General features: G+C 74.4%; 21 protein-coding genes. 11 read left to right on the top strand and 10 right to left on the bottom strand.

The window, feature by feature from the left end; genetic code table 11:
• The first annotated feature begins 150 nt into the window (after positions 1–150).
• Complete coding sequence (locus NQZ70_RS46260; protein ID WP_129579923.1) at positions 151–438, top strand: hypothetical protein; 288 nt, start codon at positions 151–153, stop codon at positions 436–438.
• Between the two features lie 6 nt (positions 439–444).
• On the opposite strand, the gene NQZ70_RS46255 is transcribed toward NQZ70_RS46260, so the two are convergent.
• The 4 genes from NQZ70_RS46255 to NQZ70_RS46240 form a co-directional block, all read right to left on the bottom strand.
• On the bottom strand, positions 445–2,520 hold the full coding sequence (locus NQZ70_RS46255) for a serine/threonine-protein kinase (protein ID WP_129579922.1): 2,076 nt from the start codon (positions 2,518–2,520) through the stop codon (positions 445–447).
• Positions 2,521–2,531: 11 nt separating this feature from the next.
• Positions 2,532–3,503 (bottom strand): hypothetical protein, encoded by a 972-nt coding sequence (locus NQZ70_RS46250; protein ID WP_129579921.1) that lies wholly within the window; start codon positions 3,501–3,503, stop codon positions 2,532–2,534.
• A gap of 97 nt (positions 3,504–3,600) precedes the next feature.
• The gene (locus NQZ70_RS46245; protein ID WP_129579920.1) at positions 3,601–4,392 is read right to left on the bottom strand and encodes a hypothetical protein; all 792 of its coding nucleotides are present in this window, start codon (positions 4,390–4,392) and stop codon (positions 3,601–3,603) included.
• A gap of 93 nt (positions 4,393–4,485) precedes the next feature.
• On the bottom strand, positions 4,486–4,791 hold the full coding sequence (locus NQZ70_RS46240) for a YfhL family 4Fe-4S dicluster ferredoxin (protein ID WP_061621589.1): 306 nt from the start codon (positions 4,789–4,791) through the stop codon (positions 4,486–4,488).
• A 160-nt stretch (positions 4,792–4,951) separates the two neighbouring features.
• Between NQZ70_RS46240 and NQZ70_RS46235 the strand changes: the two genes are divergently transcribed.
• The 6 genes from NQZ70_RS46235 to lpdA all read left to right on the top strand — a co-directional run bounded on the left by NQZ70_RS46235 (position 4,952) and on the right by lpdA (position 10,609).
• On the top strand, positions 4,952–5,662 hold the full coding sequence (locus tag NQZ70_RS46235; RefSeq protein ID WP_207217653.1) for a hypothetical protein: 711 nt from the start codon (positions 4,952–4,954) through the stop codon (positions 5,660–5,662).
• 53 nt (positions 5,663–5,715) lie between these two features.
• On the top strand, positions 5,716–6,744 hold the full coding sequence (locus NQZ70_RS46230) for a HEAT repeat domain-containing protein (RefSeq protein WP_129579919.1): 1,029 nt from the start codon (positions 5,716–5,718) through the stop codon (positions 6,742–6,744).
• Entirely contained in the window at positions 6,741–7,355 is a 615-nt protein-coding gene (locus NQZ70_RS46225) for a DUF4149 domain-containing protein (protein ID WP_129579918.1), read from the top strand. Before NQZ70_RS46230 ends, NQZ70_RS46225 begins: the two co-directional genes overlap by 4 nt.
• Before the next feature lie 102 nt (positions 7,356–7,457).
• Positions 7,458–7,733, top strand: a complete 276-nt coding sequence (locus NQZ70_RS46220) for a hypothetical protein (RefSeq protein WP_129579917.1) — start codon at positions 7,458–7,460, stop codon at positions 7,731–7,733.
• 115 nt (positions 7,734–7,848) lie between these two features.
• On the top strand, positions 7,849–9,039 hold the full coding sequence (locus tag NQZ70_RS46215; RefSeq protein WP_129579916.1) for a thiamine pyrophosphate-dependent dehydrogenase E1 component subunit alpha: 1,191 nt from the start codon (positions 7,849–7,851) through the stop codon (positions 9,037–9,039).
• 163 nt (positions 9,040–9,202) lie between these two features.
• Positions 9,203–10,609, top strand: coding sequence for a dihydrolipoyl dehydrogenase (lpdA, locus tag NQZ70_RS46210; protein WP_129579915.1), 1,407 nt, complete (start codon positions 9,203–9,205; stop codon positions 10,607–10,609).
• A 288-nt stretch (positions 10,610–10,897) separates the two neighbouring features.
• On the opposite strand, the gene NQZ70_RS46205 is transcribed toward lpdA, so the two are convergent.
• Complete coding sequence (locus NQZ70_RS46205) at positions 10,898–12,082, bottom strand: bifunctional methionine sulfoxide reductase B/A protein (protein ID WP_324293038.1); 1,185 nt, start codon at positions 12,080–12,082, stop codon at positions 10,898–10,900.
• Between the two features lie 74 nt (positions 12,083–12,156).
• Complete coding sequence (locus tag NQZ70_RS46200) at positions 12,157–13,161, bottom strand: hypothetical protein (RefSeq protein ID WP_129579914.1); 1,005 nt, start codon at positions 13,159–13,161, stop codon at positions 12,157–12,159.
• A 167-nt stretch (positions 13,162–13,328) separates the two neighbouring features.
• On the opposite strand from NQZ70_RS46200, the gene gloB reads away from it, so the two are divergent.
• The 3 genes from gloB to NQZ70_RS46185 all read left to right on the top strand — a co-directional run bounded on the left by gloB (position 13,329) and on the right by NQZ70_RS46185 (position 16,828).
• A complete protein-coding gene (gloB, locus tag NQZ70_RS46195; RefSeq protein ID WP_129579913.1) occupies positions 13,329–14,084 on the top strand; it encodes a hydroxyacylglutathione hydrolase in 756 nt (251 codons plus the stop codon).
• Between the two features lie 66 nt (positions 14,085–14,150).
• Positions 14,151–15,905, top strand: coding sequence for a 1-acyl-sn-glycerol-3-phosphate acyltransferase (locus NQZ70_RS46190; RefSeq protein ID WP_129579912.1), 1,755 nt, complete (start codon positions 14,151–14,153; stop codon positions 15,903–15,905).
• Positions 15,902–16,828, top strand: a complete 927-nt coding sequence (locus NQZ70_RS46185; protein WP_129579911.1) for an NAD(P)-binding domain-containing protein — start codon at positions 15,902–15,904, stop codon at positions 16,826–16,828. The genes NQZ70_RS46190 and NQZ70_RS46185 overlap by 4 nt, the downstream gene beginning before the upstream one ends.
• Positions 16,829–17,028: 200 nt before the next feature.
• Here NQZ70_RS46185 and NQZ70_RS46180 read toward each other — a convergent pair whose 3' ends face one another.
• On the bottom strand, positions 17,029–17,196 hold the full coding sequence (locus NQZ70_RS46180) for a hypothetical protein (protein ID WP_207217652.1): 168 nt from the start codon (positions 17,194–17,196) through the stop codon (positions 17,029–17,031).
• Between the two features lie 869 nt (positions 17,197–18,065).
• Positions 18,066–18,935: a hypothetical protein gene (locus NQZ70_RS46175; RefSeq protein WP_129579910.1), complete on the bottom strand. Its 870-nt coding sequence runs from the start codon at positions 18,933–18,935 to the stop codon at positions 18,066–18,068.
• A gap of 356 nt (positions 18,936–19,291) precedes the next feature.
• Between NQZ70_RS46175 and NQZ70_RS46170 the strand changes: the two genes are divergently transcribed.
• Entirely contained in the window at positions 19,292–20,473 is a 1,182-nt protein-coding gene (locus NQZ70_RS46170) for an RNA polymerase sigma factor (protein WP_129579909.1), read from the top strand.
• A gap of 251 nt (positions 20,474–20,724) precedes the next feature.
• Here the strand turns inward: NQZ70_RS46170 and NQZ70_RS46165 are convergent, their stop codons facing one another.
• Positions 20,725–22,344 (bottom strand): hypothetical protein, encoded by a 1,620-nt coding sequence (locus NQZ70_RS46165; protein WP_165374500.1) that lies wholly within the window; start codon positions 22,342–22,344, stop codon positions 20,725–20,727.
• Positions 22,345–22,353: 9 nt separating this feature from the next.
• Positions 22,354–23,484: a PEGA domain-containing protein gene (locus NQZ70_RS46160; RefSeq protein WP_129579908.1), complete on the bottom strand. Its 1,131-nt coding sequence runs from the start codon at positions 23,482–23,484 to the stop codon at positions 22,354–22,356.
• Positions 23,485–23,538: the final 54 nt, after the last annotated feature.

The following is a 23,538-nucleotide window of genomic DNA, read 5'->3' as shown; positions in this document are numbered from 1 at the left end:
GGCGACGCGGCGCGCTCCGTCGCGCGGCGCGCGTCGACGCGTGACGTAAGGCTGCTCGGCGCGCCCGGCGCCTCTCCGGGACAGCCGGCTTCGTCCGAACCGGAGTATGCTCGCCCGCGGCGCGAGCAGCGCCCGACCTTGGGAGAATCCATGATCTCGACGATCCGTTCGGCCCTCGCGCGTTGCCCGGTCCGGGCCCTTCCGCTCGCAGCCCTGGCGGTCTCCCTCACGGCCACGGGGTGCGACAAGGTCGGGTGCTTCGAGTGGACCGAGTACGAGGGGGCGTGCCCCTCCCAGGCGGAGGCGCTCGAGTACTTCGGCGGCTCTACCTGCGGCAGCGAGGTCAAGTCGGTCGACAGCGAGCCCGAGTACGACGGCGATTACTGCTGCTACGACATCACCAAGCGCACCGACGACGCTCCCTGCGCCCCCTTCTAGTCTCCCCTAGAGCTCGTCCAGCGCGTTCCTGTCGAGCTCCTGGAGCGCCGCGAGATCCCGCGCCGCGAGCTCCTCCACGCTGCCGTCGGCCTCGCGCGGGTAGGCCAGCGCGACCTCGCCGTCGTGCACGTAGAGGTGCTGGCCGTCGATGCGCCCGTGCGCGCCCCCCGCCGCGTGGAGCGCCGCGATCGCCTCGCCGAGGCGCGCCCGCTGGCCCCTCGTCAGGGCGCGCCCCTCGTCGGCGAGCGCGCGGCCCTGGGGCGGCGCCACCCACACCTCGCCGGCGGCGAGGTCGACCCGCAGGACGCACGGCAGCGCCGCGTGCCCGGCGCGCGCGAACGCCCGGGCCCGGGCGAGGGTCGCGTCGTCGAGCTGCAGCACGAGCACGTCGCGATCGAGCCAGACGTCGTGCCATCGCCCCTCCGTGTCGCGGCCGTCGCCGACCTCCAGCGTCGCCGCGAGCCGCGCCGCCGTGGAGGGCGGCGCCTCGCTCGACCTGGGCCGGGCGCTCGCGCGCGCGCGCCGCGGCCGCGGGCTCTCCGGCCAGGGGAGCGCCGTGATCGCGCGCCGCGCCTCGAACGCGTCGGCCGGCCGCGCGGCGGGGTCCTCGGCGAGCAGCGCCGCCACGACCGCGTCGTGGGCCGCCGTGAGCTCCGGGTGGCTCGCGCTCGGCGCAGGATCGAGCTGCCCGCCCATGGCGGGGGCGGGCGCCTCTCCGGTGAGCAGCTCGGCGAGCACCGCGCCGACCCCGTACAGGTCGCTCGCCAGCGTCGCCGGCCGGCCCATGCGCTGCTCCGGCGACATGTACGCGAACGTCCCGATCGCGCCGGCCGTGGCGGTGGTCGAGAGATCGCCGAGGTGCGCCGCGCCGAAGTCCGCGAGGTGCGCCGTCCCGATCTCGTCGAAGAGCACGTTGCTCGGCTTCACGTCGCGGTGGAGGATGCCGAGCCGGTGCGCCTCGCCGAGCGCGGACAGGAGCGCGCACGCGATCTCGACCGCGCGCGCGGGCGCCACCGGCTCCCCCCGGAGCCGCTCGATCAGGGAGCCGCCGGCCATCCAGGCGAGCACCATCGCCGGCCCCTCCGGGTGATAGGCGCGGAGCGCGACGACGTTCGGGTGCCGGAGCTGGGCGAGCGCGCGCGCCTCGCGCTCGAACCGGAGGAGCGCGTCGCGGCCCGCGCCGAACGCCGCGCCCGCGAAGATCTTCACGGCGACGCGCTCCGCCGTGATCCGGTCGCGCGCCTCCACCACGCGCGCGTGGGGGGTGGCCGTGAGCTCGCGCAGGGTCTCGTAACGACCGAAGAGGAGCGGCCCGCCCGGCGCCGAGCCCGGCGCAGCGGGCCCCGCTGCGGGGCCGGCGGCGGGCGACGAGAGCGCCTCCTCGCCGCGCGGGTCGAGCTGCGCGAGCTCCTCGCGCACGGTCCGCGCGGCGTCCTCGAGCCCGAGCGCGCTCAGGCAGCGGCAGAGCAGCGGCAGCGCGCGGGCGCGCTCCGCGGAGGAGGGCGGCAGGTGCTGCAGCGCCCGCACCGCGGCCTCGGTGCGGCCGTGGCGCGCGAGGAGCTCGCCGAGGGCGAGCCACGCCGCCGCGTCGCCCGGGCGGCGGCGGAGCGAGGCCTCGAGCACGCGCGCGCCGTCCGCGGGGCGGCCGGCGAGCTCGAAGCTCTCGGCGGCGCGGCGCGCGTCCTGGGCCGCGGTGAACGCCTCCGCGGCCGCGGCGTGGGCGCCGAGCGCCGCGAACAGCGCGCCGGCGTGGCGGGGGAACCCGCGCGCCGCGAGGTCGGCGGCGACGCGCAGCGCGGCGTCCCGGGGCGCCGCGGTGACGAGCGCGTCGAGCGCCTGGCGCGCCAGCGCGTCGTCGCCGCCGAGCGCGGCCATCAGCGCCGCGCGGGCCGGGTCCTCGGCGGCGAGCGCTTCCCGGGCCGCGCCGGCGAAGTCGCAGACCCGCTCGAGCAGCTCCGACGCGCCCGCGTGATCGCCGGCCGCCACGAGGAGCGCCGCGGCGCGGTCGCGCTGCCCGATCGCGGCGAGCTCGGCCGCGCGCCGTCGCAGGTCCTCGTACGTCACCCCGGCGCTGGTCGCCAACCCGTCGAGCGTCAGTGCGCGGCGATGCGCGCGCGGCCGTTCACGGAGAGGTCGAAGCGCACCTCGCCGGCGTCGATCCCCGCGGCGCTGAACGGCACCTGCCGCGTGCGGTGCACGGCGAGCGTCGCGCTCGCGGGCAGCGGGCCGAGCGTCGAGGGATCGAGCAAGGAGCCCGGGATCACGCCCCGGCCCGTGTCCTTGAAGGCGCACCGCACGGTCGCGCCGTGCGCCGAGGTCACGTCGACGTAGATGGCGTCGCGCGCCCTGCCGGCGTCGCCGCCCTCGTCCGCGCGCCACTGCACCACCGCGCCGACCCCGGCGCCGAGCTCGACGCCGTCGGCCAGGTCGGCGTCGCCCACCCGCACGTCCTCGGGGCCGGCGGGGGCGTCGGCCTCGAAGGCGAACCGATCGAGCTGGCCGGAGCCGGAGCTCTCGAAGACGTACCGCGCCGGCGCCGGCAGGTCGCTCGTGGCGTCGCGCGACGTGTAGAACACGCCGAAGACCAGGGCGCCCACGTCCGGGAATGCGCGGGCGGCGAGCGGCATTTCGGTGCTGTCGGTCCGCATCGTGACGTCGCCCGCGTCGAGGAGCTCGATCGGGCTGAGCGAGCTGAAGCTGCTCGCCGCCTCGTCCTCGGCGGCGGGCGAGAGGACCATGCAGCTGCCGGCGGACGGGAGCACGAACGGCTGGCCGACCGCGCCCTCGGCGAGCTCGGGATCGATCGCGGAGGAGAGGCGCATGAACTTCGCGAGGACGTTGGTGACCGAGCCGGCGCCCTCGTCGGCGGCGCCCTCGGGCGCCGCGTCGTCGAGCTCGATGGGGGCGGCGTCCCGGCTCAGGTTGAGCGCGCGCTCGACGCGAACGACCCCCTGGGTGACCACCCCGTTGACGTCGGCCGCGTCGCCCGCGACAGGCGCCGAACAGCCGATGAGAGCCGCACCGGCGAGGAGGCAAGAGGTGGAGAGGGCGCCGTAGGGACGCATAGATCCGAGTCTAAGGCGGCTCCTCCGGCCGGGCAAGCGCCTGCGCTGGCCACGGAAACAGCGCGAAAATCCGGATCTTTACAGCTTTACGGTCAGGTCAGAAGGTGACGGTGAGGCCGCCGCCCGGGGCGATCGTGCCCTGGTCGATGGCGACCGGGGTGCCGCCGATCTCGCCCGTGGCGTGGTGGTACGTCGCTGTCGCCTCCAGGGCGACATGCACGTGGCGGAACCCGGCGCGCACGCCCAGCACGAACCCGAGCCGGAGGTGCTGGCCCGACGCGTCGACGAGGGGCCCCCGGGAGGCCGACCCGGCGGGCGGCAGCCGCACCTCGCCGCCGAGGAGCTCGAGCCCGAGCCGCGGGCCGAACCAGAGCGCGTAGAGATCCGCGTCCGACCGGAAGCCGAGCAGGATCGGGACGTCGACCCCGGCGCCGTAAACGTCGCCGACGTCGCCCCCCTCCGCGCTCGGCTCCGCGAGCGGGCCCGGAGCGCCGGCGAAGAGCGCGGAGGCGCCGAGGCCGATGGACAGGGCCGCGTCGCCGAGCGGGAACGCGTGGCGTCCGTCGAGCCGGAGGGCGCGCCCCGTGTACGTCAGCCCTGCCTCGTTCCCGCCCTCGATCCCGACGCGGGCGCCGGCCCACGGCGCGATGCCCGGCGACACGGCGATCTCGGAGAGCTTCCGCTGCGCGGCGCCCTCGGTCGCGGCCGCGTCGCCGGCGGCGCCCGGCGGGGCGACCGTCGCGCCGGCGACGACCATGTCGCCCGACAGGCCGGCGCCGACGCTCACCTTGCCCGGGTGAAGGACGTGGGCCGGATGGAGCAGCGGCCCGCTGCCGTGGCAGCCCGCGCAGGCCCCCGCGAGGAGCGCTGCGGCCCAGCGCCGGATCACGGTGTGACCCGGGCGCCGCGTTGAACCGACGGTGCCGGCGGAGGCATGGGGAGCGCGGCCGAGGGGCGACGCGATGGTGCTCGAGACGATGCTCTACTTGCGGAAGCGCGAGGGGTAGTCGTTCGCGGCGGCGCGCTTCTGCAGATCGGCATCGTCGGGGTGCAGCTTGATGGCGCGCGCGATGAGCGTCTCCTCGGTCTCCACGATCTGCGGGTTCGGCAGGCAGCACTCGACCGGGCACACGGCCTGGCACGCCTCGTGGTCGTAGAAGCCGACGCACTCCGTGCAGAGCTCCGGATCGATCACGTAGATCTCATCGCCCTCGCTGATGGCTTCGTTCGGGCATTCGGGCTCGCAGGCGCCGCAGTTGATGCAGTCTTCGGTGATGTAAGTCGCCATGGCCTTCGCTTCATTCTCCGGGGTCAACCCCGGTCCGGTCGTTTCTAGAGGCCTGAGGGCAAGGTGTCAATTCGGGCGGAAGGGAGCGCAGGTTCCGCGCGGCGGCGCTGGCGCATGCTTGCGCGCCGGCGCCCCTGCCGGTACTAAGCGGCCCTCCTCGATGCTCCGCCTCACCGGGCCCGCCCTCCTGCTCGTCGTCCTCGGCGCCTCCTCGCTGCTCGCCGGATGCGGCCCGCAGATCGGCGACGCTTGCATCACGTCGCTCGATTGCGCGCAGCAAGAGCAGGAGCTCTTCTGCGACGGCACGCAGCCCGGCGGCTACTGCACGGTCTTCAACTGCAAGCCGGACAGCTGCCAGGGCAGCAGCGTCTGCGTCGCGTTCAACCCGGTGCTCGATCAGGCGTGCGGCGCGCTCGAGAACGTCCGCTGGCCGCGCTTCGCGCGGACGTTCTGCATGGCCACCTGCGACGACGACGACGACTGCCGCAGCGGCTACTCGTGCGTCGCGCTGCGCGACATCCGGAGCGCCGCGGCGATCCCGCCGGGCGAGCGCAACGCCGCGATCGTCGACGCCGAGCCGGAGGGCTCGAAGGCGTGCCTGCCGGATCCGTCCTCTCCCCCGAGCGCGCCCGGCGAGACCTCGGGCGACGCCGACAGCGGGCCCGGGGTCTGCGGGGCCGCGCCCGAGCAGCCCGCGTGGACGCCGTACACGCCGGGCGCGGGCGGCGCCGGCGGCGAGGGCGGCGCCGGCGGCTCGGGAGGCGAGGGCGGCGCCGGCGGCTCGAACGGTGAAGGTGGTGCCGGCGGCGCGGGCGGCTCGGACGGCGAGGGCGGCGGCGCTGGCGGCTCGGGCGGCGCGGGCGGCGGCTGAGCGCCGCGCGGTGCGATCCGGCGCCGCGCGGCGACCGTGCTAGCGTTGGCCGCGTGTTTGGACCGGCCCCCGCGAAGAGGACGCTCGAGGCTGCGCTGCGCGACGTCGCCTCGCAGAAGCCCGCCGTGCGCGTGGAGGCGGTGACCGATCTCGTCCCGTACGCCGCGACGGCGCGGGAGCGGGTCCTGCGCGCGATCGAGGGCGCGCTGCGCTCCGACGCGCACGCGGCCGTGCGCGCGGCGGCGGCCATCGCCCTCGCCGACACGAAGGCCGTCGAGGCGCTGCCCGCGCTGCTCCTCGCCGTCGAGGACGTCGACCCCAACGTCCGGCAGATGGCGATCACCGCGCTCGGCGAGATCGGCGACGTGCGCGCCACGGGCCGGCTCCGGCGCGCCCTCTCGGACGAGCGGCCCGAGGTCCGCTTCCAGGCGGTCATCGCGTTCCCCCGCGTCTGCGCCCAGCCGGCCGACGCGCTCGAGGCCGTCATGCAGGCCACGCACGACGGCGACCCGCTCGTCTGCCACATCGCCCTGCGGATGTTCGAGGAGCTGGGCGAGGCGAACGGCGAGCTCCCCTCGCCGTGCATGGCGCGGGCGCGCGCGCTGCTCGGCCACGCGTCGCCGCTCGTCCGGGCCGCGGCGGCGGTCGTCACCGCGCGCTTCGGCGATCCGGCGGGCCACGCGGTGCTCGTCGAGGTCGTGGAGGGGAAGCTCCGCGGCGTCGATCACGAGGACGAGGCCGCGGCGATCGAGCTCTGTGGCGAGCTCGGCCTCGCCGCCTCGCGGGGCGCGCTCGAGCGGCGCGCCTTCGGCCGCCGGCTCGGCCTCGGCCGGGACCCGCTGCGCTGGCACGCGCGCGTCGCGCTCGCGCGGATGCGCCACGAGCGCGCGATCCGCGAGATCCTGAGCGAGCTCGACGCGTGGGACCGCCACCGGCGCACGCTCGCCGTCGCCGCCGCCGGCCGCGCGCGCCTCGCGGCCGCCCTGCCGGCGATCGCGGCGATGCGCGGCGACGACCGGAAGGCCGATCAGGGGGCCGTCGAGGAGGCGATCGCCGCCATCGGCTCCGAGGTGGATGCATGAACGATGACGCCCAGTTCAGCGAGGCCGACCTCGCCCCGAGCCCCGAAGAGCGCGCCGCGTCGCGCCGTTCCCTGATCGATCGCGTGGCCGCGAGCGTGGCCGCGCTCGCGGCGGGCGCCTGGGCCGGCGGCGTCGTGACGCTGGGCGCCTGCGCCGCGCCGTTCGTCTTCCGGCTCACGCCGGCGCCCTTCTCCGGCGACGCGATGAGCGCGGCCTTCGCCCGCTTCGATCAGCTCGCGCTCGGCGCCGCCGTCATCCTCCTCGGCGCGGAGGTGGCGCGCACCTGGGCGGCGGGCCGCCGGGGCGCGGGCCGCGCGGCCCGCGTGCGCCGGCTCGTCGCCATGGCGATGGCCGGGTGCGCCGCGTACGTCGGCCTCGCGCTCACCCCCCGCATCGCGGCGCTCCACCGCGAGGGCGCGCGGCGCGGCGAGGGGGAGCGCGGCATGGAGCTCGAGCGCGCCCATCGCCGCGCCGAGCTCGTGAGCCGGTCGGAGGTGTTCCTCGGCGCGAGCCTCGTCGCGCTGCACGTCTTCACGCTCGGCGCGCGCCGCCCCGAGGAGGACGACGACGACGAGGACGCGGCCGCGCCGCTGCCGCCCGGCCCGCGGTGAGGGCGCGGGGCGCACGTCACCCGCGCGGGCGCCGGCGCGGGGATCCGACCACCGGCGCGCGCGGCGCCGCCGCGCGGCGCGGCCAGCACAGGGAGAGACCAGATGCCGCGGGACAACAAGCTGTATAGCGGCTTCGTCAACCACGACTACATCCTCACGTTCTCGATCGCCGACGAGGAGAACCGGGCGCGCCTCGTCGCGCTCTGCGCCGGACCGTGGCAGGGCGACGAGGTCACCCCCAACACCTGGGAGGTGTCCAACACGCTGAGCCCGGACGAGATGGAGCGCGCCATCCTCGATCTCATGGGCGACGCGGACCGCGCCGCCTATTACTACCTCTCCGACAGCAAGCGGATGTTCCGCGTCCTCCTCGGCTGAGCGCCTCGCGCCGGCGTGCGGGCCGGTTCGCTCCGGCGGGCGAGCGGGGCGGGCGGCCCCGCGCCGGCGCGCCGAAGGGGCCGCGATCGCCGCCATTTCGCGGTATGGTCCGGTCATGAGCGAGCTGGAAGCCACGCCGCCCGGCGCCTCGACCAGGGCCGAAGGCGCCCCTCCACCTCACGCGCCGCCGCCCCGCGCGGGGGAGGCGGACGACGAGGGCTTGCTCAGCGTCCTCCGCGACGACGGAACGCTCGATCCCGCGACCGATCCCGGCCTGGCCGACGCGCTGCTCCTGCGCGCGTACCGCGAGATCAAGCGCCTCCGGCTGCTCGACGCGCGCATGCTCCTGCTCCAGCGGCAGGGGCGGATCGGCTTCTACGGCGCGTGCACCGGCCAGGAGGCGACGCCGATCGCCGCCGCGCTCGCGCTCGAGCCCACGGACTGGATCTTCCCCGCGCTGCGCGAGAGCGTGATGATGCTGGTGCGCGGCTTCCCGCTGCGCAGTTACGTGGCTCAGGTGTTCGGCAACTCGGGCGACCTCCTCAAGGGGCGCCAGATGCCGTCGCACATGAGCGGCCGGCAGGTGAACCAGGTGTCCTGGTCGAGCTGCATCGGCCCGCAGATCCCCCAGGCGGTCGGCGCCGCGTGGGCCGCGAAGCTGCGGCGCGACCGCACGGTGGTGGTGGGCTTCCTGGGCGACGGCGCGACGAGCGAGCCCGACTTCCACAGCGCGATGAACTTCGCGGGCGTCTTCAAGGCGCCCTGCGTGATGATCTGCCAGAACAACCACTGGGCGATCAGCGTGCCGACCGACCGGCAGACGGCCTCCAGGACGATCGCCATCAAGGGCCGGGCCTACGGCGTCCCGTCGGTGCGGGTCGACGGCAACGACGTCATCGCGGTCTACCGCGCCGTCTCCGAGGCGGTCGCGCGGGCCCGGGCCGGCGGCGGCCCCGGCTTCATCGAGGCGCTCACCTACCGGGTCGGCGCGCACTCCTCGAGCGACGACCCGAGCCGGTACCGGTCGCAGGAGGAGGTCGATCGCTGGACGGCGCGCGACCCGCTGCTGCGCCTCGGGCGCCACCTCGCCGCCCGCGGCCTCCTCGACGACGCGGCGGAGGCCGCCCTCGAGGCGGAGCTCAACGCCGAGATCGCCGCCGCCGTCGCGGAGGTCGAGGGGATGGACCCGCCCGCCCGCGAGACCCTGTTCGACGACGTCTACGCCGAGCTGCCCTGGCACCTGCGCGACCAGCGCGCGGAGCTCCTGCGCTCCCCGAAAGCGCCCGCGCACGGCGGCGGACGCTGACCACGGGAGGGATTTCCCCTCGGTGCGAGGTCGTGTAAGCCCCGGGCACCCCGGGCACGGCTCGCGGTTGCGGGCGCGGCCTCAGGGCTGGTCGGCGAGGGGCTTGCCTGACGGACCCCGGCGCCCCTAATCCCAGTCTCCGAAGCGCACAACAAGGACAAGGATGAAGACCTACGACGCAATCGTGATCGGTGCCGGCCCGGGCGGTTACCCCTGCGCCATCCGGCTGGCTCAGCTCAAGCAGAAGACGCTCTGCATCGAGAAGGAGCAGCCCGGCGGCGTCTGCCTCAACTGGGGGTGTATCCCCTCCAAGGCGCTGATCTCCGCCGCCCACCTCTACGAGAAGTCGCAGGCCGGCGCCTCGATGGGGATCAAGGTCAGCGGCGTCGAGCTCGACGCCAACGCGATGCAGGACTGGAAGGAAGGCATCGTCAAGAAGCTCACCGGCGGCGTCAGGTCGCTGCTCAAGGGCAACGGCGCCGACCTGCTGACCGGCACCGCCACGATCGTCGGGCCGAAGCGCGTGGACGTGACCCTGCCGGACGGCTCGGTGGAGCAGATCGAGGCGACCAAGGGGATCGTCATCGCCACCGGCTCGACCACGATCGAGATCCCGTCGTTCAAGTTCGACGGCCAGTCGATCATCGGCGCGAAGGAGGCGGTGAGCCTGCGCCAGATCCCGAAGCGGCTGCTCGTGATCGGCGGCGGCGTCATCGGCCTCGAGCTCGGCATGGTCTACCAGGCCTTCGGCTCCCAGCTCACCGTGGTCGAGGCGCTGCCCGAGCTGCTCACGGGCGTCGACCCCGACTGCACCAAGATCGTCGAGCGCAAGATCCTGAAGCGCGGCGGCACGATCCACAAGAACGCCAAGGCGATCGGGTACGAGAAGCAGAAGGACGGCTCGGTCGGGGTGAAGATCCAGATCGAGGGCAAGGAGCAGACGATCGTCGTCGACACGGTGCTGGTCGCCGTCGGCATGCGGCCGACCTCCAAGGGGCTCGGCCTCGAGAAGGTCGGCGTGACGGTCGATCAGCGCGGGTTCATCCCCACGGACAAGACGGGCCGCACCAACGTGCCGTCGATCTACGCGGTCGGCGACGTCAGCGGCCCGCCCCTGCTCGCGCACAAGGCGACGAAGGAGGGCGAGATCGTCGCGGAGGTCATCGCGGGTCACAAGGCCGCGAAGGACTGGGTCGCGATCCCGGGCGCGATCTTCACCGATCCGGAGATCGCGACGGTGGGGCTCACCGAGGCGGAGGCGAAGGCGAAGGGCCTCGAGGTCAGCGTCGGCAAGTTCCCGTTCTCGGTGCTCGGCAAGGCCATGGCCATGAACGAGACCGAGGGCTTCGTGAAGATCGTCGCCGACAAGAAGACGAAGCAGGTGCTCGGCGTCCACATCGTCGGCCCGGAGGCGAGCACGATGATCAGCGAGGCGTCCCTCTCGCTCGAGATGGCGGCCTTCCTCGAGGACCTCTCGCTCACGATCCACCCGCACCCGACCCTCGGCGAGTCGCTGATGGAAGCCGCCGCCCACGCCATGGGCGCGGCGATCCACATCGCGAACCGCTGAGCGCCTCGCCGCGCTAGAACGCCCCTCGCGCCGCACCCTTGCGCGCTGGCCTGCGCCCCCCACGGGGGCGCGGCCGCCGGCTGCGCGCGCTGGCCTTCCAGGGGAGCGGCTAGAACGCCGATCACGTCGAGATTCGGCGAAAATCGATTCAGAAGAGGACCGCAAGGGCGCAGGGGTCGCCAGGGAAAGAGAAGAATACAATTCCATCTCTGTCCCGTTGCGCCTCTTGCGCCCTTGCGGTCTCTCCTCTTGCTGCAGCCGCCAGAGAAGCGCGCTCGAATCGACGCGTCAGTCGCGCATGTAATGGCAGGTGTACCCGTCCGGGTACTTCACCAGGTACTTCTGGTGGTACTCCTCGGCGCGCGTGAACTGCCCGGCCTCCACGATCTCGGTCACGACCGGCGCGCGCCACTTGCCGCTCCGGTCCACGCGCGCCTTCACCTCCTCGGCGACGCGGCGCTGCTCGGGCGTCGTCACGAAGATGGCCGAGCGGTACTGCGTGCCGACATCGTTGCCCTGGCGGTTGCGCGTCGTCGGATCGTGCATGCGGAAGAACCACTTCTCGAGCAGCTCGGCATACGACACCTTCGCCGGATCGAAGACGATGCGCACCGACTCGGCGTGGCCCGTGTCCCCGGTCTTCACGTCGCGATACGTCGGATCCTTCGTCCGGCCGCCGGTGTAACCGACCTCCGTCTCGAGGACGCCCGGGATCTTGCGGAGCAGCTCCTCCATCCCCCAGAAGCAGCCGCCCGCCAGGATGGCCGTCTCCAGCGTGGTCTTGCAGCCGGGGGCCTCCCCCGACGCCGGCACGGCGCAGGCGTTCGCGCCGGCCTGCTCCGCCGGCGCGCGGCTCCGGCCCTCGACCTGGGACCGGTAGGCGCCGTAGCCCTCCGCCTCGAGGCGATCGAGCGGGATGAACCGGAGAGACGCGGAGTTGATGCAGTACCGCAGCCCGCGCGGCGCCGGGCCGTCCTCGAAGACGTGCCCGAGGTGCGAGTCGCCGGCCTTCGAGCGGACCTCCGTCCGGACCATCCCGTGGGTCCGGTCCGAGCGCTCCACGACCCGATTCAGCTCGACCGGGCGCGTGAAGCTCGGCCAACCGGTGCCCGAGTCGAACTTGTCGCGCGAGGAAAAGAGCGGCTCGCCGGTCACGGCATCCACGTAGAGGCCCGCCTCATGGTTGTTCCAGAAGGCGTTGCGGAACGGCGGCTCGGTCGCGTCGCGCTGGGTCACCTCGTACGCGAGCGGCGTGAGCTGCTTCCGCAGCTCCTCCTCCGACGGTTTACGATAGGTTCTATCCGACATCGTCACAGCCTCCTTGGACTCCGGGGCAGCCTTGCTCGCCTCCCCCGCAGCGCCCGCGCGCCAGCACGCGACCAGGGCGGCGGACGCGACGAGCAAGAGCGCGAAGAACAGGCGTGCAGCGCGGAGCCAATTCATCATCCACCTGGCCGGTCGAGGGTAGCGCATCCACCCCTCCTACGCCGCGCGCCGCCGGCGGTTTCACCCCGCGGCCGCCGCCCCGCGCGGCGCCGGGCTCGACGTCATGCGCCGCCGCCCTCGAGCGGGGCCTCGCCCTCGGCGGCGCGCCGCTCGAAGCAGTCGTCGGGGATCTCGCGCGCGCGGCGGACGAGCCGGGTCGCCCCGATGAACGCCGTGGTCACCGGATCGTGGTAGCCGCTCGCCCCGTGCAGCCCCGGGACCGCGCGCTGGTAATGGCGCGCGACCCGCTCCATCAGCGCCTCGCGCATGTACTTGCCCACCATCGACGCCATCGCCACGCAGAGATCCGAGGCGTCGCTGTCGCGGACGAACGCGATCTCGCCGAGCCCGGGGAAGCGGTAGACGCTGCGGGCGCGGCCCTCCTCGAGCGCGAGGTGCAGCCGCCCGGCGAGCGGGCCGAACGCCGACCCGTACTTGCCGAAGCCGCCGACCTTGCCGCACACCGCGAAGACCTCCGCGCCGGCGAGGCCGCCGAGCTCGAGGATGAGCCGCTCCATCGCGTGGAGATCGAGCACGAACCGGTTCTTCCCGGCGCGCACCCCGTCGTTCATCCGCTTCGCGCAGAGCAGCACCGAGCGCACGGCCACGATCTCGACCCCCTTGTCGGCGAGCTTGTCGAGGTCGCGGCCGATGGCGCGCATCAGCTTGTCGGGCGCGGTGAACCCCTCGCCCTCCGTCGACCAGCACTGCGCCTCGACGTGGCCCGGGCAGAGCGCGCGCAGCGCGGCGCCGTCCTCGAGCGCGACCGCGTGGATCAGCTCGTCGACCGACGACGGCTCGGCGGCCGCCGCCGCGCGGCCGCAGCCGCGGGCGACCAGCGCGCGGGCCCACGCCTCGCCGAGCGAGACGTCCCCGTGCGCGACGAGCTGCTTCGAGTCGCCGAGCCGCTGCGCCAGGGCGCCGCGCGGCGCGCGGCCGGCCGTCTCCCAGCCGGCCTCGGTGACGCGCGAGAGGACGGCCGTCACCACCATCGGACCGAGCCGCGGGCCGAGGCCGTTCTCATCGACGCCGATGCGGTAGCGGACAGAGGGCTCGGCGGACGCCATGCACGGCCCCTCTGCCACACGACCGCGCCCGCGTCACGGCGCGCGGCGGCCCGCCAGCGTCATCCCGCGCGCCGTGTCGATCGAAATCGACGAGCGCACCGCATTACGTCATCTGCCCCGAGTTTTTCACAGGCTCCCCGAGCGGGCCGCACTATATTTCTCGCCCCATGCGCATCCTCCCCGTGCCCTGCCTCAGCGACAACTACGCGTACCTCGCGGCCGCGGACGGGCGGCGCGAGGCGATCGTCATCGACCCGTCGGAGGCCGATCCGGTCGTCGCGGCGCTCGAGCGCGAGCAGCTCCGGCTGGTCGCCATCATCAACACGCACCACCACCACGATCACGTCGGCGGCAACGAGGCGCTCCGCCAGCGCTACGGCGACCTCCCCGTCTACGCCCACGCGAGCGACGTCGGGCGCGTGCCCGCCCAGACCGAGCGGGTCGAGGAGGGCAAGCCGGTCGAGGTCGCCGGCCTCACCTTCCGGCCGCTGCACGTCCCCGGCCACACGATGGGCGCCGTGGCCTATTGCGTCGAGGACGCCGTCTTTACCGGGGACACGCTCTTCATCGGCGGCTGCGGCCGCATGTTCGAGGGCACGCCGGAGGTGATGCACGCCTCGCTCTCCAAGCTCGCCGCCCTCCCGGTGCACACGCGCGTCTTCTGCGGCCACGAGTACACCGTGAACAACCTCCGCTTCGCCGAGACGGTCGAGCCCGAGAGCGAGGCCGTGCGCAGGAAGCTCGCGGCCGCCCGCGCGGCGCGCGAGCGCGGCGAGCCCACGGTCGGGAGCACCATCGCCGAGGAGCTCGCGACGAACCCGTTCCTGCGCTGCGGCGAGGCGTCCGTGCGGGCCCGCTTCCCGGGGCCCACGCTGCCCGACGTGTTCGCCGCCGTGCGGCGCGCGAAGGACGATTACCGCTGAGTCACGGGGTCGCGCGCGGCCGTATTCCGCTCGCGCCCGCCGCCTGTTTTCTATACGACTAGGGCCATGGACTCCCGCGCTCCCATCTTCGGGTTCAACGACGCGCGCGACGAGATCGTGCGCACCGTGGTCGACCGGGTCCTCGGCGCCACGAGGGATCCGCTGCTCGCCATGAACGAGGCGGCGTACCAGGAGGCGAAGCGGCTCGAGGGGTCCCGGAAGCCGCAGGACGTCCGCGAGCTCGGCGAGTGGCAGCGGCTCGCCCGCTCGCTCGGTCGCATGCACGACGCGGAGCGCCGCCGCCGCCTACGCGAGCTCGCCGAGGAGTACGCCTGGGACATCGCGGGGAACTTCGACCGGCGCGTCTACCAGCTGTCGTCGCGGCTGCTGCCGCCGGTCGTGAGCGCCCTGCTCGCGCCGCGCAAGCTCGTGACCGTGGTCCGCGACCCGCGCAAGCTCGTCAGCCTCGAGCTGCTCGCCGACCGGGTGCTCGTGCAGGGCCCGCTCGCGAAGCTCCGGTCGCTCGTGCAGCGCGGCACCGCGGTCTACGTCCCGACGCACCTCTCGAACATGGACTCGATCGTGTTCGGCTACGCCCTCGAGCGCGCCGGCCTGCCGCCCGCCACCTACGGCGCCGGCAAGAACCTGTTCACGAACCCGGTCCTCTCGTTCTTCATGCACAACCTCGGCGCCTACCGGGTGGATCGGCGCATCCGGCACAACCTCTACAAGGACGTGCTGAAGACGTACTCGAGCGTGCTCCTCGAGCGCGGCTATCACTCGCTGTTCTTCCCCGGGGGCACGCGGTCGCGCTCGGGCGGCATCGAGCGGAGGCTCAAGCTGGGCCTGGTCGGCAGCGCCTTCGAGGCCTACACGCGGACGCTGCTGAGCGGCCGCGAGCGCCGCATCTTCTTCGTCCCGGCCACGATCAACTACCTCATCACGCTCGAGGCCGAGACGCTCATCGCCGATTTCCTCTCCGAGGCCGGCAAGGGCCGCTTCATCATCGAGGACGACGAGTCGAGCCGGATCGGCCGCATCGCCTCGTTCCTCCGCAAGCTGCTCGCGATGAACGCAGCGGTGGTCATCCGCTTCTCGGAGCCGCTCGATCCGTTCGGCAACCGGGTCGACGAGCTCGGCCGCTCGTTCGACGCGCGCGGCCGCGAGGTCGACCCGGCGAGCTACGTGAAGAACCAGGACGGCGTCCCGAACATCGACGCCGCGCGCGACGCCCAGTACGCCCGCGAGCTCGGCGAGGAGATCTGCCGGGCGTACGCGCGCGACACGGTCGTGATGGCGACGCACGTGGTCGCGGCGGCGAGCTTCGCCCGGCTCCGCAGCCACGCGCCGGCCGCGGATCTCTTCACGGTGCTCCGCCAGCGCGACGTGCTCACGGTGCCGCGCGACGACCTCGCGGCCGACGTGGTGGCGCTGTGCGATCGGCTGCGCGCGCTGGAGCAGCAGGGGTGCATCGTGCTGGGCGAGGACGTCCGGCTCGGCTCGGGCGGGGACATCGTCGAGCGCGCGCTGCGCGCCTTCGCCGGCTACCACGCGACGCCGGTGCTCGACTCGCGGCCGGAGGGCATCGCCATCTGCGACACGAACCTGCTCTTTTACTACCAGAACCGCCTCGCCGCGCACGGCGCCGCGTGGGACGTGATCGCGCCGCCCGGCGTTCCTTCTGGCCTGCAGGTCCAGCCGCCGCTCCCGCCGCTCGCGCCGTCCTCGCCGCCGCCGTCATTCGACGAGCCGCCGCGGGGCGCGGCCTCGGCGCGCGGCGGCGCCGCGGGCGCGATGAACGGCGCCGGAGGTGGCCGGTGAGCGCGCGTCCTGCGGTCGGGGTCATCGGCGGCGGCTTCTGGGGCGTGGCGCTCGCGCTCGCGGCGAGCCGCACCGGGGCCGAGGTGCTCCTGTACTCGCGCCGCGAGCACCCGCAGATCAACGACGGCCCGCGGATCGTGCGGGACCACGCGGAGGTCGCGCGGGCGCGGCTGCTCGTGATCGCGGTGCCGTCGAACGCGGCCCGGACGGCGTTGCGCGCGCTCGGCGATCACATGGACGGCGCGCACCTCGTGATCCACGGCGTGCGCGGCCTCGAGGGCGAGGCGCTGAAGACCGTCTCGGATCTCGTGCGCGAGGAGACGCCGGCGCGCCGGGTGGGTGCGCTGGGCGGCCCGGTGCAGGAGGACGAGCTGCGGGAGGGCCGCCCCTCGGCGATGGTGTGCGGCTCGCGGTTCCCCGAGGTGCACGCGGCGGTGACCGCGGCGTTCCAGTCGCCCGCGCTCCACGTCTACACGACGCCGGATCTCCAGGGCCTGGAGTGGGCCTCGGCGCTGGTGGGGTGCCTGGCGGTCGGCGTCGGCTTCGCCGAGCAGGCGGGCGCCGGGCCGGGGCTGCTCGCCGCGCTCATCTCGAGGGCGGTCGACAGCGCGGCGCGCATCGCCGCCGCGGCGGGCGCGGAGGAGCGGACGATGCTGGGGCTCGGCGGTTATGGCGATCTGCTCGCGTCGATCCGGCTCGCGGGCCGCCCCGAGGTGATCCTCGGCAAGGCGCTCGCGCGCGGGCGGACGCTCGACGAAGCGGTCGCGGAGGCCCGGCTGCGCGTGGAGGCGATCCCGCTGATCCCGCGCATCGTGGCGTTCGCGAAGGCGCGGCGGGTGGACGGCGGGGTGTTCGAGGCGCTCGAGGCGATCCTGCAGGGCGGCGAGCCGAGGGCGGTGCTCGACCGGATGTTCGCGGCGTGAGCGGCGGTCACCCGCTTCGGATACGGGCCCATCTCGACGTTTTCGGTGCTCAGCGCACAGGAGTGCGCTTGCGCGCCGAAAACGCCGATCTGGGCCCGTCTCCTGTGCGGGTGACCGCCGCTCTGCGACGCTCGTACCAGAGACGGATCAGAACCGCTCTGGAGCGGCCGCCGGGCTGAGCCGCTCCGGGCAAGGAGCGCTCAGGTCGGACGCGGGGCCAGCGGGCTGCCGGCGGCGGCGGCGATGCGGTGTGCGAGCGCCTCGAAGTCGCGCCGGCAGTCCTGCACGGCGACGGCGTTGCTGCCGATGGCGCCGTCGGCGGGCGTGAGCAGGAACATCGGCTTCCGCGCCTCCTGTGCCATGGGCATGAGGCCGCGGTAGTACCGCAGGGTCGCGAGGTGGTGCGGGTCCGGGCTGGGCGCGTCCCCGTCCTCGCCGAGGAGCGCCTGGCGATAGGCCTTTGGGATCTTGGGGATCCATCGCTGGTAGGCCCTCGCGGGATACGCCTCACGCGCGGCGTGCTGCAGGATGACGTACCCGAGGGGGCCTGCCTGTGCTGGTCATCGCCCATGGATCGAGCATGCCACGCCTGCCCCAGGTCGAGCGGCGACGATGGATCGCCGCGTGAAGGAGGTACGGGGAAGCGCGCCGCGCGAGCCGAGCACAGGGTCGCTCGTGGCGTTCTTGCGTCCTGTAAACTGGGTATTGGAGATAGGGCAGAGCGGCAAATTGGCTGGTGTGCGAGTCATCCGCTCCTCGCCGTAGCGCGGACGCGTCGAGCTCATCGAGTAAGCTCGGGGGGCCGATCTCGACAGCGACGGGGCGGTCGGACCGCTCTCTGAACGGTCCTCTCGACAGCGGGAGGGCGGTCGGACCGCCCTTCCGGCATCGATCTCGACAGCGAGAGGGCGGTCGGACCGCCCTTCCGGCATCGATCTCGACAGCGGGGAGGCGGTCGGACCGCCTGCTGGACAACGATCCTGGCAGCAGAGCGGCGGTCGGACCGCCCCCGCCGGGGTCGCGCTGTCCCCAACGGGGCGGTCCGACCGCTCGAAGAGCGTGCTTCCAGCGGGATTGGGCCGGTCGGACCGGTCATCGCGGACGCCGTGTGCGCGGCACACCGAGCCGGAGGCCGGCGAGGCCGACGGGGCCGGTCGTTCAGCGCCGCCCCGCCGCGTCCGTTGCTCCGGCCTCGAGGTGGGGCCTCGCCGCCCCCGCCTCCGGCCCTTCCGCCGCGCTACTCCTTCAGCGTCTCGCCGTCCCCCAGCCCCAGCCCGCTTTCTCCCGCGGGCTCTCCCTCCGCGCCCTCGTCCGTCGCCTCATCCTTCGCCGGCGCCCCGCGCCGCGCTCCGCCGCGCCCCGCGAACAGCGACGGCGCGATCGCGTCGTAGTCCCCCTCGACCCACCGCAGGTACGTCACGCCGCGGCGGCACTGGTCGTACGCCCGCACGAGCAGCGTAAACGCCCGCGCGCGTCGATCCGCCGGATCGGCCGCCTTGGGCGCCGGCACCCCCGGCTGGTTGCGCGCGCCGAGGGCCACGAGCAGCTCCGGACCGAGCTTCGACGCGCGCTCCACGTCCGGCCACTCCACCGTCGTCTTGTGCTTCACCGCGCCCCACGACTCCCCGAAGAGCGCGGCCAGCGCGACCAGATCGTTGGCCGTGTCGAGGTGGCCGTTGCCGCTCCGGATCTCCGCGACGCGGCCCGCGTCCACGAAGCCCTTGTGCGCGAGGGCCTCCGCCGCCACGAGCAGGTCGGCGCGCAGCGCGGACGCCTCCTCGAGGAGCGGCTTCAGCCCGTCCTGGCCCGGGCCGGCGGGCAACGCCAAGAGGTGCGCGTACCAGGCGCCGAGCGCGTAGCTCATCAGCTTGTCCAGCGCCTCGATCGGGAACCTGGGCAGCTCTTCCAGGAAGCGCGCGCGCAGCGCCTTGAGGTGCGGAACGGCGCCCACGGCGACGGCGACCGCGCGCGGGATATCGACGTTGATGGGAACGACCTTCTCGATGCGATCGAGCTCGGGCTCGATCTGCGCAAACGCCTCGGCAGCTTCATCGGGCGCGCTCGGCCTGGCCGGCGCTGACTTCTTCTTCGTTCTCGCTGTTGCCACGATTCCTCCCTTGCGGCCGCGAAGGCTGTTCGCTCAGCAGGGACATGGGTTGTCCAAGCAAACCGCCCTGCGGCAGGTTGTTCACCGGGCATCCTTCCGGAGCCACCTTCAACCGGTCAACAACCAGGCACGGGTGCTGCGCGACGGATTCTTGCCTCAGCCCCTCCGCATCCGCGTCGAGAAACGTGCTGCGACCAGCCGACGCGTCTCGCCGGGAAGCGGCCGGCACAGCCGAAGGCGACGGCGTCGATTCCGTGACGACGCCGGGCGCCTGCCCGCAATTCCTGAAGTGAGGATGGCGAGATCGGCGGCGCGAAGACCTGCGGAGGCCTCGCGCGCGCCGAGGTGAGGTGGCCTTGGGATCAGACAACGCGCTCTTCGAGACGATCTGGCGGACGCATCGCGAGATGCTCGCCACGTACCTGCTGCGCCTCGGCGTGGCGCGGCAGGACCTGGACGACCTGATGCAGGAGGTGCTCCAGGGCGCCTACCTCGGGCTGCGCCGGTTCAACCCCGAGCTGGGCACGCTGCGCGCCTGGCTCATCAGCATCGCCACGCACCACTTCTCGCACTACCGCGACCGGGCCCATCGCCGCCGCGAGGAGCTCTGGTCTCCCGAAGGCTTCGAGCCCCTCGTGGAGGAATCGCCGAGCTCGGAGTCCCGGGCCATCGACGACGACCGGCACAAGGCGCTCGATGCGCTGCTCGCCGAGCTGCGCCCGCAACGGCGCTGCATCCTCGTCGCGCACGACATCCTCGAGATGGAGATGGGCGAGATCGCCCAGGCCCTCGCCATCCCCGTCAACACGGCGTGGAGCCGCCTCCGCCTCGCGCGCCGGGATCTGGAGGCCGCCGACGCGCGGCGGCGAGCGCGCTGGCGCCGGCGCGGGTGGGACGAAACGCCGGTGGTCCTCCCAGCCTTCGTCGAGGGCGGGCAGCCGGCGTCGCTCCTGCGCGACGTGCTGCGCGACCGCATCGGCGGCTGGCTGCTGCGCCGGTTCGGGGACCTGGGCGCCGGCGCGCCCGCCAGCGCAGGCACCTGGGGCACGGCCGCCCTCGGCGTCGCGAAGCCCCTTTGCGCCGCCGCTGCCGCAGGGGCGGTGCTGGCCGCCGGCGCCGCGCTGCCGTCCGCGGGGCCGGCGCCTGCGCGCGCTCAGGCCGGCATCGGCCTGCACGCGGCGCTCGCCCGGCGCGCTCTCGACGGCGCGCCGCCGGCGACAGGCCGGCACGACGGCGCCGCGCACCGCGTGGAGCTCGCGGAGGCCGAGGAGAGCTCCGCGCCGCCGGCCGCAGCGACGGCCACGGGAGCGGCGGCCAGCGCTGCCGCGCGCCGCGATCGGGCGCGCCCCGGCGACGGCGGGGCGCGCCTCGAGGAGCACCGGCTCGTCGAGGAGGCCGCGGTCGCGCTGCGCGCCGGCCATCTCGCCGAGGCCGCCGAGCTGCTCACGCGCCACGCGCGGCGGTTCCCGCGGGGGAAGCTCGCCGAGCGGAGGGAAGCGCTCCTGCGCGAGCTCGACGCCGGGAGCTCCACCCGATGACGCCTGCCCGGCACCAGAGCCCGCGCTGATCCAGAGAGCGAAGAGGATTTAGGAGCAAGCTGGAAGAGCACATGCAGCAAGAGGAGAGACCGCAATGGCACAAGAGGCGCAACGGGACAGAGATGGAACTGTATTCTCCTCTTCCCCTTGCGTCCCTTGCGACCTTGCGGTCCTCTTCCCGTGAATCAGATCTCGCCGAATCTCAACGTGAACGACGTTGTAGCGCTATTGCGGGCTCGTGCTGCCGGCGCCTACTGAACGAAGCCGAGCACCTCGGCGACCGCGCCGTCCTGTCCGGCCAGCTCGATCATGTCCGGGCGCCCGCCCGCGCCGCCCTTGCCCGGCTCGCCGATGCGTAGCGCCAGCGTCCCCAGCACCTCCGGCGGATCGAGCAGGTAGGCGATCCCGATGGACGGGCCACCCAGGCCGCCGCCGCCGTGACCTCCGTTGCCGCCTTGGCCGCCGCGCCCGCCGTCGCAGCCCCGCAGCGAGCCGTTCCTCGCCGCGCCGCCGCTGCCGCGGCTGCCCCCCTCGCCGCCGATCTGCCCGGCGCCCCCGTCGCCGCCATGGCCACCGTTCGCGGAGGACAGCTTCGTGTCGTGCAGCGTCACGCCGGCGCTCAGGCTGATCAACGCGATGCTCGCGCCGCCGTAGCCGCCGCCCTGTCCCCCCTTGCCCCCGCAGCCGCCGCCCCCGCCCGAGCCGCCGCTGGCCCCGCCCTTCGGCGTCGCCGTCGACATGCCGCAGTACATCACCCCGCCGAGCGTCCCGCCGCCGCCCCCGCCGCCCTGGCCGGAGATCCCCCGCGCGCCGTCCGTGCCGTGGACGCCCTCCCAGCCCGCGCGCGTGATCATGCCCCCGCGCCCCGCCGCCCCGCGGCCGTGCGCGCCGTGGGTGCCTGGCATTCCCTGCATCCCGTCGGTGCAGGCCGCGCCGCTCGTCTGGCCCTGCCCTGCGTGCCCCCACTCCATCGAGTTCGAGATCGGCTCCGGCTGCCCGTCGCGCCCGTCGTCGCCGCTGCTGACGGCGCCGTCGCCTCCGGAGCCCCCGATCGAGTCGACATCGTCGCACGCCGTCGTGACCAACGGCGCGCCGGGGACCACGTCGGCAGAGCACGCGCCGCCTCCGCTGCGGCCGTCCGCGCCCGGCGCGGCGGCGCCCTCGCCCCCGTCCGCGCCCGGCGCGCCGGCGGCGCCGTTCCCCGCGACGAGCGCGCTGCGAAGGAACGTCACGGTCGCGCCGGGCAGGACCAGCGCCGCGATCGAGGAGCCGCTCGGCTGCGCGGCATCGGCGGACCGCGCGAGCACGTCCGCCACGACCGACGTGCCGGCGCCTCCCTCGATCCGCAGCGGGATCAGATCCGGCGCGGGCGCGAGCGTGGCCTGCGCGCGGTCGCCGATGAACGCCCAGCCGTGCGCGCAGTCGAGACCTCCCCAGATCTGCGTGCCGGCCGGGACCTCGACCGCTTCGGGGAAGATCTCCGCGCAGGCGTAGACGCGCCGTGCGCCCTGGCGCGAGAGCTCGATCGCCCGGCGCACGGTGCGCACCGGCCGCGCGCGCGTGCCCGGGTTCGCGTCGTCGCCCAGGCTGCTGCTCGCGAACACCCCGCAGCCGTCCCGGGGCGCGCCGTCCCTGGGATCGCCGCCGCAGGGGATCTCGCCGGGATCCGCAGGCGCACCCGGCTCGCCCGGCGCGTCGGGCTCGATCTCGGTCTCCGGCGCGTCGGAAGCGCCGCACGCGACGTGGTCGGCGCAGTCGTAGGGAAAGCACCCGCAGACGCTGACCGCGCTGCCGCACCCGATCGCGGCGCTCGCGGCAGCGCCGAGCGCGCAGCGCACTGCAGCGTGCCACCCTCGTGTGCCCCAGGTCACGGGAGCAACCTACCACACGGTCTGGAACGTCACGCCGGGAGACAACCCCGGCGCGTCCGCGTCGACGGGCCCGAGGCCGATCGCCACGCGGGGCGCGGTGTCCGGCGCGTCCGCGGTTGCGGGCCCTAGGCCGATCGCTGGACGCGGCGAGGTGTCCGGGGCCCACCAGTACGACGACACGGCGAGCGCCCCGAGCGCGCCGCTCGCGACGAGGACCGCGATGGCCGCCGCGCCAACGCCGTCGCGCCGCGCGATGAGGAACTCCTGGTGCTTGCACTCCGTCGGGAACGCAGCGCCGTTGCACGCGCCGGGCCCGCCGCGCGCGCGGAGGCTCGCGGCGCGCTCGTCGACGACGCCGTCGAGCACGCCGGCGGCGACCCAGAAGCCAACGCCGAGGACGACGCCCGCCGCGGCGGTCCCGAGGGCGATCCGCCGCAGCGTGTGCGCTTGCGCGCCGGGAGCCTCGGCCGGCGCGGGAGCGCCGCGAGCCTCGGGGGAGGGCGCCGGGGGAGACGTCCTCGCGGGGAGGGTCAGCGTCACGCTCGACGAGGAGCCGCGCGCGGCCTGGAGCGCCGCCGTCGCGTCGGCGTATCCGGCGAGCCTCGCGCGGATCGTGTGCGGTCCGGGCTCGACGAAGACGACGTGGGTCGGGCGCGATGCGCCGAGCGATTTCCCGTCGAGGAGCACCTCGGCGTCGCGGGGGCTCACGGCGAGGAAGAGCGTGCCGACCTCGCGATCGGCCTGCTTCTGCGCGGCCTCGAAGCGCCGCTGCTGCTCGACGGAGAGCAGGCTCCGGTGCTGGAGGCTCAGGTGCAGGTGCTCCGCGGCGTCCCGGTGCGCGCCGAGCGCGAGCTCGCACAGACCGAGCTCCCCGAGCACCTCGGCGCGCTTCGCGAGGGGGAGCGCCGGGCCGCGATGGTCCTCCAGAGCGTCCCGGTAAGCGTCGACGGCATCGGCGAACCGGCCGGCGAGCCGCGCCTCATCGGCGCGATGGAGGGCGTCGCGCGGGGCGGCTTCCGCGGTCGGCGCGGCGGAAGCGGGAGATCGCCCGGAGGCGTCTGGCTCCGCCGATGCCGGCATGACCCCCAGCGCGAGTGCGGCGCTCAGGGCAAGCGACACAGGGCGGCGACCGAGGAACATGACCGTATCCTAAGGGGAGTTGGGTGGCTCGACGCACCCTATTTCGGCGAGGAT

Origin of the sequence: Sorangium sp. So ce836 (genome assembly GCF_028553905.1) — a bacterium.
GTDB classification, from domain to species: domain Bacteria; phylum Myxococcota_A; class Polyangia; order Polyangiales; family Polyangiaceae; genus Sorangium; species Sorangium cellulosum_D.
Note: the sequence above shows the minus strand (reverse complement) of the source record. Positions and strands in the feature narration are given on the sequence as shown.

What these genes read in the sequence shown, in the direction of transcription:
- NQZ70_RS46260 (WP_129579923.1), top strand. Translation starts at nt 151, where the DNA reads ATGATCTCGACGATCCGTTCGGCCCTCGCGCGTTGCCCGGTCCGGGCC.
- NQZ70_RS46250 (WP_129579921.1), bottom strand. Translation starts at nt 3,503, where the DNA reads ATGCGTCCCTACGGCGCCCTCTCCACCTCTTGCCTCCTCGCCGGTGCG.
- NQZ70_RS46240 (WP_061621589.1), bottom strand. Translation starts at nt 4,791, where the DNA reads ATGGCGACTTACATCACCGAAGACTGCATCAACTGCGGCGCCTGCGAG.
- NQZ70_RS46235 (WP_207217653.1), top strand. Translation starts at nt 4,952, where the DNA reads ATGCTCCGCCTCACCGGGCCCGCCCTCCTGCTCGTCGTCCTCGGCGCC.
- NQZ70_RS46225 (WP_129579918.1), top strand. Translation starts at nt 6,741, where the DNA reads ATGAACGATGACGCCCAGTTCAGCGAGGCCGACCTCGCCCCGAGCCCC.
- NQZ70_RS46220 (WP_129579917.1), top strand. Translation starts at nt 7,458, where the DNA reads ATGCCGCGGGACAACAAGCTGTATAGCGGCTTCGTCAACCACGACTAC.
- NQZ70_RS46215 (WP_129579916.1), top strand. Translation starts at nt 7,849, where the DNA reads ATGAGCGAGCTGGAAGCCACGCCGCCCGGCGCCTCGACCAGGGCCGAA.
- lpdA (WP_129579915.1), top strand. Translation starts at nt 9,203, where the DNA reads ATGAAGACCTACGACGCAATCGTGATCGGTGCCGGCCCGGGCGGTTAC.
- NQZ70_RS46205 (WP_324293038.1), bottom strand. Translation starts at nt 12,082, where the DNA reads ATGCGCTACCCTCGACCGGCCAGGTGGATGATGAATTGGCTCCGCGCT.
- NQZ70_RS46200 (WP_129579914.1), bottom strand. Translation starts at nt 13,161, where the DNA reads ATGGCGTCCGCCGAGCCCTCTGTCCGCTACCGCATCGGCGTCGATGAG.
- gloB (WP_129579913.1), top strand. Translation starts at nt 13,329, where the DNA reads ATGCGCATCCTCCCCGTGCCCTGCCTCAGCGACAACTACGCGTACCTC.
- NQZ70_RS46190 (WP_129579912.1), top strand. Translation starts at nt 14,151, where the DNA reads ATGGACTCCCGCGCTCCCATCTTCGGGTTCAACGACGCGCGCGACGAG.
- NQZ70_RS46180 (WP_207217652.1), bottom strand. Translation starts at nt 17,196, where the DNA reads ATGCCCATGGCACAGGAGGCGCGGAAGCCGATGTTCCTGCTCACGCCC.
- NQZ70_RS46160 (WP_129579908.1), bottom strand. Translation starts at nt 23,484, where the DNA reads ATGTTCCTCGGTCGCCGCCCTGTGTCGCTTGCCCTGAGCGCCGCACTC.